General features: G+C 70.0%; 13 protein-coding genes. 5 read left to right on the forward strand and 8 right to left on the reverse strand.

Annotated features, from left to right (window positions below; translation table 11 throughout):
• Nucleotides 1–116: 116 nt before the first annotated feature.
• From siaD to H9L41_RS18950, 6 genes are all read right to left on the reverse strand, one after another.
• Entirely contained in the window at nt 117–902 is a 786-nt protein-coding gene (gene siaD, locus H9L41_RS18925; RefSeq protein ID WP_028445092.1) for a biofilm regulation diguanylate cyclase SiaD, read from the reverse strand.
• Entirely contained in the window at nt 899–1,285 is a 387-nt protein-coding gene (gene siaC, locus H9L41_RS18930; RefSeq protein WP_028445091.1) for a biofilm regulation phosphoprotein SiaC, read from the reverse strand. The genes siaD and siaC overlap by 4 nt, the downstream gene beginning before the upstream one ends.
• A 31-nt stretch (nt 1,286–1,316) precedes the next feature.
• Nucleotides 1,317–1,859: a biofilm regulation protein kinase SiaB gene (gene siaB / locus H9L41_RS18935; RefSeq protein WP_028445090.1), complete on the reverse strand. Its 543-nt coding sequence runs from the start codon at nt 1,857–1,859 to the stop codon at nt 1,317–1,319.
• Nucleotides 1,860–1,899: 40 nt separating this feature from the next.
• Nucleotides 1,900–3,903 (reverse strand): biofilm regulation protein phosphatase SiaA, encoded by a 2,004-nt coding sequence (gene siaA, locus H9L41_RS18940; RefSeq protein ID WP_028445089.1) that lies wholly within the window; start codon nt 3,901–3,903, stop codon nt 1,900–1,902.
• 288 nt (nt 3,904–4,191) lie between these two features.
• The gene (locus H9L41_RS18945; RefSeq protein WP_028445088.1) at nt 4,192–4,947 is read right to left on the reverse strand and encodes an IclR family transcriptional regulator; all 756 of its coding nucleotides are present in this window, start codon (nt 4,945–4,947) and stop codon (nt 4,192–4,194) included.
• A complete protein-coding gene (locus H9L41_RS18950; RefSeq protein WP_028445087.1) occupies nt 4,937–5,848 on the reverse strand; it encodes a DMT family transporter in 912 nt (303 codons plus the stop codon). Before H9L41_RS18950 ends, H9L41_RS18945 begins: the two co-directional genes overlap by 11 nt.
• A gap of 270 nt (nt 5,849–6,118) precedes the next feature.
• On the opposite strand from H9L41_RS18950, the gene H9L41_RS18955 reads away from it, so the two are divergent.
• The 4 genes from H9L41_RS18955 to H9L41_RS18970 all read left to right on the forward strand — a co-directional run bounded on the left by H9L41_RS18955 (nt 6,119) and on the right by H9L41_RS18970 (nt 10,708).
• Nucleotides 6,119–7,297 (forward strand): acyl-CoA dehydrogenase, encoded by a 1,179-nt coding sequence (locus tag H9L41_RS18955; RefSeq protein WP_028445086.1) that lies wholly within the window; start codon nt 6,119–6,121, stop codon nt 7,295–7,297.
• A gap of 56 nt (nt 7,298–7,353) precedes the next feature.
• Nucleotides 7,354–8,112, forward strand: coding sequence for a substrate-binding periplasmic protein (locus H9L41_RS18960; protein WP_051318767.1), 759 nt, complete (start codon nt 7,354–7,356; stop codon nt 8,110–8,112).
• 28 nt (nt 8,113–8,140) lie between these two features.
• The gene (locus tag H9L41_RS18965; RefSeq protein ID WP_034606270.1) at nt 8,141–9,289 is read left to right on the forward strand and encodes a CaiB/BaiF CoA transferase family protein; all 1,149 of its coding nucleotides are present in this window, start codon (nt 8,141–8,143) and stop codon (nt 9,287–9,289) included.
• Nucleotides 9,290–9,355: 66 nt separating this feature from the next.
• A complete protein-coding gene (locus H9L41_RS18970) occupies nt 9,356–10,708 on the forward strand; it encodes a glutamine synthetase family protein (protein WP_051318766.1) in 1,353 nt (450 codons plus the stop codon).
• A 188-nt stretch (nt 10,709–10,896) separates the two neighbouring features.
• On the opposite strand, the gene H9L41_RS18975 is transcribed toward H9L41_RS18970, so the two are convergent.
• Nucleotides 10,897–11,187: a hypothetical protein gene (locus tag H9L41_RS18975; RefSeq protein ID WP_028445084.1), complete on the reverse strand. Its 291-nt coding sequence runs from the start codon at nt 11,185–11,187 to the stop codon at nt 10,897–10,899.
• A gap of 111 nt (nt 11,188–11,298) precedes the next feature.
• Here H9L41_RS18975 and H9L41_RS18980 point away from each other — a divergent pair, with 111 nt between their 5' ends.
• Nucleotides 11,299–12,069: a hypothetical protein gene (locus tag H9L41_RS18980; protein WP_028445083.1), complete on the forward strand. Its 771-nt coding sequence runs from the start codon at nt 11,299–11,301 to the stop codon at nt 12,067–12,069.
• A 298-nt stretch (nt 12,070–12,367) separates the two neighbouring features.
• Here H9L41_RS18980 and H9L41_RS18985 read toward each other — a convergent pair whose 3' ends face one another.
• Nucleotides 12,368–13,213, reverse strand: coding sequence for a sulfurtransferase (locus H9L41_RS18985; RefSeq protein WP_028445082.1), 846 nt, complete (start codon nt 13,211–13,213; stop codon nt 12,368–12,370).
• Between the last annotated feature and the right edge of the window lie 3 nt (nt 13,214–13,216).

The raw sequence follows: 13,216 nt of genomic DNA on the forward strand, positions 1-13,216 counted from the left end.
AGCCTTGCGCGCCCTGCTCCTCCCCTTCAAGGGGGAGGCTGGGAGGGGGTGGGGTCCACGTTTCACGTTTCACGTCTCACGTTTCACTTTTCACGTGAGCCACACCGCGGCGAACCTCACACCACGATCAGCCGATCCCGCCCGTTCCGCTTCGCCCGCAGCAAGGCCGCGTCGGCGCGGTTGACCGTGTCGGAGAAGCTCTCGCCGGCATGGAACTTGGTCAGGCCGGCGCTGGCGGTGATCGACACCACCTCGGTGCCGATCCGCACCGACAGCGAGCGGATGCCGTCACGCACCCGGTCCAGCACCATCTGCGCGGCGGGCAGGCCGGTGTCGGGCAGGATGATCAGGAATTCCTCGCCGCCCCAGCGGCCGCACACGTCGTATTCGCGCAGCTCGGCCTGCATCGCGCGGCCGATCTCGATCAGCACGCGGTCGCCGGTCTCGTGGCCATGGGTGTCGTTGATCTGCTTGAAATGGTCGACGTCGAGCATCGCCAGCGCATACAGCTGGCCATTGCGGTTGGCGCGCTCGGTCTCTTCCTTCAGCCGGTCCATCAGCAAGCGCCGGTTGACCAGGCCGGTGAGCGTGTCGCGCGTCGACGCTTCCTTCAGGGCCAGGTTCAGGTCGCGCATCATCTGCTGGTAGCGGTCGGAGATGCGGGCGATCTTCTCGAGCTGGCGCAGCTGCTTGTTGTAGCGCTCGGTCAGCGACAGCTCCTTCTCGCGCGCCAGCGTCTGGAAGCCGTCCGAGATGCGCGAGATGCGCTCGAGCCGCGTCAGCTGGTCGCGGCTCTGGTGCCACAGCCGCGCCAGCGCCTCGCGCAGCGGGTGGTCGCGATACTGCTCGTCGTCCAGCAACGCCTCGATCAGCTCGTCGAGGCGGCGGTCTTCCCGGGTCATGGCGAATTGCCGTAGGGCAGGATGGCGAACGGAAACGTGCAGTCCTCCTTGAACTCGCCGGCCAGGTCGGCCACCCGCTCGTTGCGGTGATCGTAGTGCCAGGCGACCGAGACGTTGCGGCCGCCGGCCCAGGCCTCTTCGAGCATATCGAATACGTCCATCATCGCCTTGATGCTGCTGGTGTTGAGGTACATCAGCCGCAATTCGAGCGCGAGCGCGCGCTCCGGCTCGGCCAGGAAGCGCTCGACCCAGCCCAGCATCGGGCCGAACAGCTCGAACGAGTTCTCGGGATAGGAGTCGCCCGAGATCGACAGCACGCCGCGCTCCCAATCGCCATCGATGACGGGAGTGGACTGGCTGCCTGGAATATGAAGATCGCTCATGTCGGTACGGTCGCTGGAATCCGGGTGAAGTTCAAATGACGGCGCGCAGGCTGAAGAAGGCGCGCCCGTCGGGGTGCTCGGCCAGGCTGGCGGACAGGGGGGCGCCGGCCTTGCGGGCGATGTCGATCAGGCCCAGGCCGGCGCCGCTGGCGACGCCGTCCTCGCGTGGCTTGCGCAGCTGCTCCTTGTAGCGCGCCTTGAGCTGGGCCTTGTCGAGCCCGGCCAGCTCCTGCACGCGGGCCAGCAGCGCCTGGCCGTCGGCGACCTCGACCAGATTGCCGGCCGAGACCACGTAGCGGCCGGCGTCGTCGCGCGCGATCACCACGGTGGCCGAGGCGGTCTGCTCGTCGTAGCCATGGCTGATCGCGTAGTGGCGGATGTTCTGGCTCATCTCGATATAGACCCCGAACACGTCCATCGCTGCCGAGGGTTGGGCCTGGTCGGCCTGCAGGTAATTCTTCAGCGCATTGCCGATCTCCTCGATCAGGCTGCGCGAAATCGGTCCGTTGAAGCACAGCAGCATGTGCTGGCGGTTGAAGTATTCCCGCAGTTGGTACAGGTCGGAGGTGTCCATCGCGCGTCCTGTGGTTCGAAATCGTTGATCGCCGCCGGCCTCAGTCGAAGCGGAACGACAGCAGGGTGACGTCGTCGCGCTGCGGCAGCGCGCCCTGGTAGTCGGCCAGCGCGGCGTCGAAAGCCTCGGCCTGGCGCTCGAGCGGCAGGCCGGCATGCTGGCGCAGCATCTCGGCGAAGCGCCGGTTGCCGAAGCCGAAGCCGTGCTCGCCGCCGGCCTGGTCGAGGAAGCCGTCGGTGACCAGGTAGAAGGTGCGGCCGGCGGCCAGCTCGAGCTCGGCATCGGCGTACTCGCCGACGCGCTTGTCGGCCAGCGCGCGGCGGCCGCCGCGCAGCTCGCCCATGTCCTGGCCGTCGCTCCAGTACAGCGAGATCTTGGCGCCGGCGAAGCGCAGCGTCCCCGCGGCCCGATCGATATAGCAGAAACCGGCGTCCATATTGGTGGCGATGCCGCGCGGCAGCTCGGCGTCGGCCAGCATCGCCCGCATCGCGGCGTCGGTGCGCGCCAGCACGGCGGCCGGCGAGCGCAGGCCGACCTCGGCGATCGCATGGTCGATCGCGGCGCGCGCCAGCATGGTCATCAGCGCGCCCGGCACGCCGTGGCCGGCGCAGTCGACCACCCCGAGCAGGCAGTTGTCGCCGTCGGCGCGGAACACGTAGAAGTCGCCGCCGACCACGTCGCGCGGCCGCCACAGCACGAAATGGTGCGGGCCGAGCGTCTGCACCAGCTGGTGGTCGGGCAGGATGGCGCGCTGGATCAGGCTGGCGTAGTCGATCGAATCGTCGATCTTCTTGTGCGCCGCCGCCATCGCCTGGTTGGCCGCCTCGAGCGCGGCGGTGCGCTCGCGCACCTTGTGCTCCAGCTCGGCGGTGTGGCGCCGCACCGTGTCGGCCATGACGCCGAAGGCGCGGCTCAGCGCGCCGATCTCGTCGTTGCCGGCGGCCGGCAGCGCCACCTCGTAGTGGCCGGCGGCGATCGCGCCGGCCGACTGCTGCAGCCGCCGCAGCGGCCGCAGCACCAGCCGTTCGACCGCCAGGCCGAAGCCGACCAGCAGCAGCGCCATCATGGCGGCGAAGGCGGCCACCACCGGCCAGATCCAGTTGGTGTCGATCACCCGCGCCGCGTGCAGGTCGACCGCGGTGAGCACTTGCCACTTGAGTTCGGGGATGTAGCTGAGCGCCAGCAGCTGGCGCCGGCCGCCGAGCTCGACCCAGGCGGTCTCGACCTCGCCGGGCCTGGTCTCGGCCGCCTGCATGGCGGTGCGCAGCGCGTGGCGGTCGGCCGCCAGCGGCAGTTGGTCGAACACGGTGCGCTGCTGGACCGCGGCGCCGGTGGCCGAGTTGAGCGCGATCAGGCTGGCGTCGGGATGCGCCTGGATGGCGCCCTGGCGGTCGAGGATCATCGGCGTGACGCCGGCCTCGTCGTGGCGGATGAAGTCGGCCAGGAAGCGGGTCAGGTCGATGCCGGTGCCGGCCAGGCCGATCTTGCGGCTGCCGTCGCGCACCAGCACGTTGATCCACACCTTGGTGACGTTGAGCGCATGGTCGTAGTCGACGTTGATATTGAAGTGGCCGGTGTTGCGCAGCGTGGCGAAATACCAGGCGTCGTTCTTCTCGTCGGTCCTGAGCGTGTAGCGCGGCGCCTGCATCGCGGCGCCGCGGTCGCCCTTGCCGTCGTCGAAGTAGTAGTGGCGGGTCGGATCGGCGATGACGAACCAGGAGTGGTCGAGAAAATCGCGGCGGTAGCCCTCGACCTCCTTGAAGAACAGCGCGCGCTTGCCGGCGTCGTCCTCGTCGAGCAGCCACTGGCGCACCACTTCGGAATCGGCCAGGCGCAGCGACAGCGCCAGTTCGCGGCTGACCGGCGCGAGGATCTTCTGCCGGTTGAGCTGGGTGTAGTTGCGCGCATAGGCGAGGCCGAAGTGCTCGCGCACGTTCTCGACCACCTGCCAGCCGATCAGGCCGGCGCAGACCAGCGCGACCAGGCAGGCGAACGCCAGCGCGAGCAGCGATTTGCTGCGCAGTCCCATGCTCCAAGCCGCCATCCGATTCTCCCCGCCCGGTGCTGAGCGGGCTGGCCGAGATTGTGACGCGGCGGGGGCTGGCGGGGCAATCGTGCTGTCGTTTATATAACGGCTGGGAGGGGTGAGGGGTTAGGTGTAACCCCATCCCCACCCCAACCCTCCCCTTGAAGGGGAGGGAGCAGGGCAGCGACGCAATGACGATCGATGCCCATAGAACCTGCGCTGCACCCCTCCTCCCCCTTCAAAGGGGGAGGCCGGGAGGGGGATGGGGTTACACCTCACACCTAACCCCTTACGCCTCACACCGACTCAACTGCCCAGCGAACGCGCCAATTCCACCACCCTTGGCGCGATCTCCTCCGCCCAGCGCGCCGGCGTCAGCCGGTAGGCCGGGCCCGAGCAGTTGAGCGCCATCGCCGGCGCGCTGCCGGCGATCGGCGCCGCCACCGCGTGGATGTCGGGCTCGAATTCGCCGTAGGAGGCGCAGAAGCCGGCCGTGGCGCATTCCTCCCGCGCCGCCGCCAGCCGCTCGGCCAGCTTCGGCCAGCGCGGGCCGTATTCCTCGGCCAGCAGCGCCTCGACCGCCGTCCGCTCGGCCGCCGGCAGCGCCACGTACAGCGCGCGGCCGATCGCGGTGGTGGCCAGCGGCACGGTCGAGCCGACCTCGAGCCGGATGCCGACCCGCGTCGGCGCGCGGCAGGTCTCGACGTAGACCACCCGGCTGCCCTGGCGCACGCCCAGCGTCACGCTCAGGCCGGTCTCCTCCGACAGCCGCCGCATCGGCTCGCGCGCCCGCTCGCGCAGATCGAGCCCGGCCAGCGCGGCATAGCCCAGCGTCAGCACCGCCGGCGCCGGCCGGTACTTGCCGGCCTCGTCGGTCGCCAGGTAGCCGAGCTTGCACAAGGTGTAGGTGAGCCGCGACACGGTCGACTTGGGCAGGCCGCAACGCTGCGCCAGCTCGGTGTTGCCGAGCGCCCGGTCGCCGGCCCGGAACGCCGCCAGCACGTCCAGCCCGCGCGCCAGCGCGGTGACGAACAGGCGGTCGCCGTCGTGTTCATCGCTCATCGCTGCCCTCCCCGGCCGCATGGCCGCTCGGCTCGACGATCACCAGCGCGATGCCGGCCACCAGGAGGCCCGCGCCGAGCCAGAAGCTCATCGCCGGCACCTCGGCGAAGAACAGGAAGCCCAGTGCCGGGCTGAACAGCAGCAGCGAGAAGCTGCCGGCCTCCACTGCCGAGGCGTCGCCAGCGCGGTAGGCATGGAAATACGACAGGTAGATGCCGGCCGCCGAGATGCCGATCACCGGCAGCAGCAGCCAGTAGTGCATCGGCACCGCCGGCAGCGCGAAATCGCTGAACAGGCCGAAGGTGAACCAGCAGGCGACCTGGCTCCAGGTCAGCACCGCGGTGGCGGTCTCGTCGGCCGAGTACTTCTTCAGCACCACGCCGAGCATGGCTTCCATGAAGGCGCCGAACAGCGCCACCAGCGCGGCCGGCTGGAAGGCGCCGATGCCGGGCCGCAGGATGGCCAGCACGCCGCCGAAGCCGACCAGCACGCCGAGCCAGCGCAGCCAGTGCGGCTGCTCGCCCAAGAGCCAGACGCCGAGCGGCAGCATGAACAGCGAGGCGGTCATCAGGTAGGCGCTGGCCTCGGCCAGCGGCAGGTGCGAGACCGCCCAGGCGGCGCACCAGGCCGAGGTGACGATGAACAGCGCGCGCAAGAGGTGGAACTGCGGCTTGCGGGTGGCGATCAGCCGGCCGCGGCTCCACAGGGCAACGGGCGCGATCATCGCCAGCACCACGGTGGCCTGCAGGAACAGCACCTGGTTGGGCGCGATGCCGGCCTGCATCAGCTCCTTGTTGCAGGCGTCGAGCACCGACCAGCACAGCATGGCCAGCATCACCAGCAGCACGCCGCGGGTATTGCCGGCCAGCCCGCGCCAGCGAGCGAGAAAGGGTTCGATCATCGGAAAAACAGCCACTTGAGGGATGGGGCGACTTTACAAGCGCCGGGACACGACGGTATTCTGTTTCGCATTGCGAAATTATGTTCTGCACTGCGGAACAAAACAAGCGCAACAAAGGGGATGGAAGGGAACGGCCCGATCCGGTGGCGCCCAGGCGCCGAGAGGTGAGGGCCGGGTCCGGGAGCTGCGCCGCCTGCCGCGGCGCCCCCGCCAGGGCCGTTCCCACCCGCGTTGCGCTTCAATCGATCGAACAGAGATGGAGTAGAAGACATGGCCAAGCCGCACTTCCAGTGGGACGACGCGCTGCTGCTCGACGAGCAGCTGACCGACGACGAACGCATGATCCGCGACGCCGCGCGCGACTATTGCCAGGGCCGGCTGATGCCGCGCGTGCTGGAAGCCAACCGGCACGAGAAGTTCGACCGCGAGATCATGAACGAGCTGGGCGAGCTGGGCCTGTTGGGCTCCACCATCGAAGGCTACGGCTGCGCCGGCGCCGGCTACGTCTCCTACGGCCTGGTGGCGCGCGAAGTCGAGCGCGTCGACAGCGGCTACCGCTCGGCCATGAGCGTGCAGTCCTCGCTGGTGATGTACCCGATCTACGCCTACGGCACCGAAGCACAGAAGCAGAAGTACCTGCCCAAGCTGGCCACCGGCGAATGGGTCGGCTGCTTCGGCCTGACCGAGCCGAACCACGGCTCCGACCCGGGCAGCATGATCACCCGCGCGCGCAAGGTCGACGGCGGCTATTCGCTGTCGGGCGCCAAGATGTGGATCACCAACTCGCCGATCGCCGACGTGTTCGTGGTGTGGGCCAAGGACGACGCCGGCGAGATCCGCGGCTTCGTGCTCGAGAAGGGCATGAAGGGCCTGTCGGCGCCCAAGATCGAAGGCAAGTTCAGCCTGCGCGCCTCGATCACCGGCGAGATCGTGATGGACGAGGTGTTCGTGCCGGAAGAGAACGCCTTCCCCGACATCCGCGGCCTCAAGGGCCCGTTCGGCTGCCTGAACAAGGCCAGGTACGGGATTGCATGGGGCGCGATGGGCGCCGCCGAGTTCTGCTGGCACGCCGCCCGCCAGTACACGCTGGACCGCAAGCAGTTCGGCCGCCCGCTGGCCGCCACCCAGCTGATGCAGCTTAAGCTCGCCAACTTCCAGACCGAGATCACGCTGGGCCTGCAGGCCGCGCTGCGCGTGGGCCGGCTGATGGACGAGAACCGCGCCGCGCCCGAGATGATCAGCCTGATCAAGCGCAACAACTGCGGCAAGGCGCTCGAAATCGCGCGCATCAGCCGCGACATGCACGGCGGCAACGGCATCAGCGACGAATTCCACGTGATCCGCCACGTGATGAACCTCGAAGCGGTCAACACCTACGAAGGCACCCACGACGTCCACGCGCTGATCCTGGGCCGCGCCCAGACCGGCCTGGCGGCGTTCGGCCAGTAAGCGGCGGCCGGGGAGGAACGCTAGAATGGCGGGATTGCCGTCATGGAACATCCGCCGTGCGCTTCCTTCCCCTGCTTGCCCTCGGCTTGGCCGCGCTCGCCGCACCGGCCTCCGCCGCCGATGCGCCGCTGCGCCTGTGCACGCTCGATCGCCCCTTCTACCCGTACACCATGCCCGACGGCAGCGGGCGGCTGCAGTACCTGGCGCAGCTGGGCGCTCGGCAGCTGCAACTGCCGCTGACCAACTACACGGCGCCGCGCAAGCGCTGCCTCGATGACCTGCAGCGCGGCAACGCCGAAGCGGTCTTCGGTGCCTTCAGCGCCGAGCGGCTGCCCTACGCGGTCTACCCGATGCGCGGCGACCAGGCCGACGAGAGTTATGCGCTGGCCACCGCCCGCTTCATGGTCTACCGCCGGGCAGGCAGCCGGGTGGAGTGGGACGGCAGCCGCTTCAGCGGCCTGGACGGCCGGCCGCTGGGCGTCCAGCTCGGTTTCATCCACAGCGCCAAGGTGCAGGCGCTGGGCGTGCCGTACGACGACGGTGCCCGCACCGCCCGGCAGAACTTCGACAAGCTCCGCCTCGACCGCGTCGCGGCCGTGCTGGCCGCGGAGGAAGAAGCGCGCGGCCTGACCGCGCCCGGCGAGTTCGAGGCCCTGCCGGTGCCGTTCGACCGCACCGTGCTTTACCTGATCGTGGCGCGGTCCTACTACCAGCAGGATCCGCGCCGCATCGACAAGCTGTGGCGCACGCTGCGCGAGCTGCGCGAGTCGCCCGAATACAAACAGTACCTGAGTCAGTACCGCCCGCAGGACTAGCACGACGGCGGTACCGGAGCCCGACACCGTGTCCGCCCTCTCCCACCTCCGCATCCTCGACCTCTCCCGCGTGCTGGCCGGCCCCTGGGCCACCCAGCAGCTCGCCGACATGGGCGCCGAAGTCATCAAGATCGAAAAACCCGACGGCGGCGACGACACCCGCGGCTGGGGCCCGCCCTTCCTGACCGGCCGCGACGGCCAGCCCACGCGCGAGGCGGCCTACTACCTGTGCGCCAACCGCGGCAAGAAGTCGGTCGCCATCGACATGGCGACGGCCGAAGGCCAGGCCGCGCTGCGCGAGCTGGTGAAGACCTGCGACGTGGTGGTGGAGAACTTCAAGGTCGGCGGACTCGCCAAGTACGGCCTCGACTACGCCAGCCTGTCGGCGATCAGGCCCGACCTGGTCTATTGCTCGATCACCGGCTTCGGCCAGGCCGGCCCGCGCGCCGAGCAGGCCGGCTACGATTTCATGGTGCAGGGCCTGGGCGGCCTGATGAGCATCACCGGCGCCGCCGACGGCGAGCCGCAGAAGGTCGGCGTGGCGGTCACCGACCTGTTCACCGGCATGTACGCCACCGTCGCCATCCTGGCCGCGCTGGCGCACCGCGACCGCACGGGCGTTGGCCAGCACATCGACCTCGCGCTGTTCGACTGCCAGCTCGCCATGCTGGCCAACGTGGCCTCCAACCACCTGGTCGGCGGCGTCGAGCCCAAGCGCTACGGCAATGCCCACGCCAACATCGTGCCCTACCAGGCCTTCGCCGCCAGCGACGGCCACGTCATCGTGGCGGTCGGCAACGACGGCCAGTTCGCCCGTTTCGCCGAGCTGGCCGGCCACCCCGAGTGGGCGGCCGACGAGCGCTTCGCCACCAACAAGGGCCGCGTGCTCAACCGCGCCGCACTGATCCCGCTGATCGAGGCCGCGCTGCGCGAGCAGCCGCGCGCCCACTGGATCTCCGGCATGGAAAGCCTCGGCATCCCCGGCGGCCCGATCAACACCATCCCCGAGGCGCTGCGCGAGCCGCAGGCGCTGGCGCGCGGCGCGGTGGTCGAGATCCCGCACCCGGCCGGCAGCGTGCGCATGGTGGCCAACCCGATCAAGTTCTCCCGGACCCCGATCCGCTACGACGTGGCGCCGCCCACGCTGGGCCAGCACACCGGCGAAGTGCTCGGCTGAGCCGGCCCGTAGACAAACACCATCCCAGTGAAGGAAGGGCGCGCAGCGCCCGATGCGAGACCGAAGATGAATTCCCAAGACAAGAACCAAGACCTGGCCTGGCTGCTGGAACAAGGCATGCGCGAAGTCGAATGCCTGGTGCCCGACATCAACGGCGTGCCGCGCGGCAAGGCCATGCCGACGCGCGCCTTCGCCGCCGGCGCCGAACTGCGGCTGTGCCGCGCGGTGGCGATCCACACCGTGACCGGCGACTGGGCCGACTATCGCTATTCGGGCGAAGGCGATCCCGACATGCGGCTGGTGCCGGTGCCTGAGACGCTCAAGCCGGTGCCGTGGGCCAGCGTGCCGCGCGCGATGGCGATCCACGACTGCTACGACCTCGACGGCGAGGCCACGCCGATCGCCAGCCGCAACGTGCTCAAGCGCGTGCTGGCGCGCTACGCCGAACGCGGCTGGACGCCGGTGGTGGCGCCCGAGCTGGAGTTCTACGTGCTGGCGCCCAACCTCGACCCGAGCCAGCCGCTGGTGCCGCCGACGGTGCGCGGCGGCCGCCACGAGCAGGGCAACCACGGCTTCAGCCTGGGCGGGCTCAACGACCTGGCCGCCTTCTTCGACGAGGTCTATGCCGCGCTGGCCGCGCTCGACATCCCGGCCGACACCTTCGTGCACGAGTTGGGCCCGAGCCAGTACGAGATCAACCTGCTGCACGGCGACGCGCTGACGCTGGCCGACCAGACCTTCCTGTTCAAGTACGCGCTGCGCGAGATCGGCTTCAAGCACGGCCTGCAGGTGGTGTTCATGGCCAAGCCGCTGGCCGGCCAGCCGGGCAGCTCGATGCACATCCACCAGAGCGTGGTCGACCGCGAGGGCCGCAACGTGTTCAGCGCCGCCGACGGCAGCGCCACGCCGGCCTTCCTGCAGTTCATCGCCGGCCAGCAGGCGGCGATCCCCGAGCTGATGCCGCTGTTCTGCCCCAACGTGAACAGCTACCGCCGCTTCGCCAAGCACATGGCTGCGCCGGTGAACCTGAGCTGGGGCCACGACAACCGCTCGGTCGGCATCCGCATCCCGCAATCGGGCCCGGCCGCGCGCCGCGTCGAGAACCGCATCCCCGGCTGCGACGCCAACCCCTACCTGGCGCTGGCCGCCAGCCTGGCCGCCGGCCTGCACGGCATCGAGCAGCAGTTGAGCCCGACCGAGGAAGCCAGCGGCACGGTGTTCGAGCAGGAAGGCACCGGCCCGGACCTGCCGGGCACGCTGGAATCGGCGCTGGTGGCGATGCAGCGCAGCGAAGTGGCCCGCGCACTGCTGGGCGAGGCCTTCGTCGAGGCTTTCGTGGCGGTGAAGCAGATCGAGCTGGACAGCTTCCTGCACGAGATTTCGCCGTGGGAGCGGCGCTACCTGGCCAGCCTCGTCTGATCGCAGCGCAGTCTGAAAACGAAAGGGCCGCATCCGGATCGGATGCGGCCCTTTGTTGTTGGCGCAGCTTTCACCATTGGAGCGGCGTTTGCCGTTGAAGCAGCGTGTAGGAGCGGCTTCAGCCGCGAATGGTGAAGGCTCGACCGGTTCGCGGCTGAAGCCGCTCCTATATGACCCCTGCGGCGAGCCTACTCGGTCAGCTCGTAGCTCGTCTTCAGGATGCCGGCCATCAGCGTCGCCACCACGCCGGCCACCGTCGCGCCGGCCAGGTAGTCCCAGTGCTCGAGCAGGCGGGCGAACTGCGGGATGTTGACGAGGCCGGTCTGCACCAGCGAAAACACCGCGAACAGCGCGATGTCGGCGAACACGCACAGCAGGGTGAACTTGAGCAGCCGCCCGGCCCAGCGGTCGGCCTTCATGGAGGGGGTGTCGGGCCGCTCGATCAGGCCGGCCAGCGGATCGTGGGTGGGGGTGGTCATCGGATTGGCATGCGGATGTCGGACTCCAACAGCATAGCCGAGCCAGCCGCGCTTGCCCGCCCGACGCTCGGCGCGGGCTATATTGTCACACCCTCGAATGCCAGGACCGCCATGACCACGACCGACCAGGCCGCCGCCCTGCTCGCCGATGCCCGCCGCAACGGCCGCGCCGGCCCGCGATTGCCCGAACACCTGCGCCCCGCCGGCCTCGATGCCGCGCTGGCAATCCAGCGGGCCGTCCTCGCCCGGCTGGGCGAGACGGCGGCCGGCTACAAGTGCGCGCTGCCCGGCCCGGACAAATGGGCGATCGCGCCGATCCACGCCGGCGACTGCCACCGCGCCGGCCGGGCCGCGGTCTGGCCGCAGCGCGGCCATGCGCGGGTCGAGCCGGAATTCGCCTTCGTGCTGGGCCAGGCGCTGCCGGCGCGGCCGCAGCCTTATGCGCCGGCCGAGGTCGACGCCGCGATCGGCGAGGTGCGGCTGGCGCTCGAATTGATCGGCTGCCGCTATGCCGCGCCGGCCGAGGCGGCCTTCCCCGAGCTGCTGGCCGACGGCCTGTTCAACCAGGGCCTGCTGCTCGGGCCCGCGATCGCGGCCGCGGCGCTCGATGCGCCGTTCACGCTGACGCTGGCGCACGGCGATGCGGCGCCGGCCGTGTACGAGGCCCGCCACCCGGACGGCGATCCGCGCCGGCCGCTGCACTGGCTGGCCGAATTCCTGCGCAGCCGCGGCGAGGGCCTCGCGGCCGGCCAGGCCATCATCACCGGCTCGCTGGCCGGGGTGATCGAGGTGCCGCTCGAGACGGCGCTGCGGTTCGGGTTCGGGGCGCATGGGCAGCTCGACGCCTGGCTGTCGGGCGGGGCGGTGTACGACGAAACTTAATTTGGCAGACTCCCGTGCCTGGTTCAGCGGGGTTCCACGATCGCCGGCTTGCACACGACCCTTCTCCCGCGTGCGGGAGAAGGTGGCCCGGAGGGCCGGATGAGGGCTGTTCTTCGTAGAACCGACCCTCACCCAGCGCATAGAGTGAGGGAGCGACGGTTGAGCAAATCACTGAGGTCAGCTAGTGCTCCACCGCCGCTCCCTCACCCTGCCCTCTCCCGGAGGGAGAGGGTTCCAAGGCGCATGCACGCCTGGATCGCAGTCCCTCTACCAGAGGGGGACGGACTGCAGTGCCCGCTCAATTCGTTCCCACCGCCACCGGCCGCGCCGGATCGCTGCACCACTCGCTCCACGAGCCCGGATACAGCCGGCTGCCCTTCAGGCCGGCCGCTTCCAGCGCCAAGAGGTTGTGGCAGGCGGTCACGCCCGAGCCGCATTGCTGTACGGTGTCGTGCGGATCGAGCCCGGCCAGCAGCGCCTGCCATTCGGCGCGCAGCTGCTCGGCTGGCTTGAAGCGGCCGTCGGGCTGCAGGTTGAGCTGGAAGAAGCGGTTCAGCGCGCCGGGGATATGACCGGCCACCGGATCCAGCGTCTCGCCCTCGCCGGCGTAGCGGCCCGGCGCGCGCGCGTCGATCACGGTGAAGTCCTGCCGGTCGAGATTGTCCAGCACCGTCGCCGCGTCGACCGTCCAGCCCGGCCGCGGCTTCGGCGTGAAGACGGCCGGCACGGGCTGCGTCACCGCGGTGTCGAGCGTGCCGCCGGCCGCCACGAAGGCCGCCACGCCGCCGTCGAGCACCTGCACCGCGTCGAAGCCGAGCCAGCGCAACAACCACCACAGCCGCGCCGCGTACATGCCGCCCTGGCCGTCGTAGGCCACCACCCGGCTGCCGTCGCCGATACCGGCATTGGACAGGCTGCGCGCCAGCGCCAGCGGATCGGGCAGCGGATGGCGGCCGTTGCGGCCGGTCTTGGCGCCCGACAGGTCCTCGTCCAGGTGCAGCGGCACCGCGCCGGGCAGGTGGCCGCCGGCATAGGCGCGGCGGCCGGCCGTCGGATCGGCCAGGTCGTGGCGGCAATCGACCAGCACCAGGCCGGGCGCGCCGAGTTCGGCGATCAGCTCGCCGGCGGAAATCAATGGGGACATGGG

The sequence above is a fragment of the Chitinimonas koreensis genome (assembly GCF_014353015.1).
Lineage (GTDB): Bacteria > Pseudomonadota > Gammaproteobacteria > Burkholderiales > Chitinimonadaceae > Chitinimonas > Chitinimonas koreensis.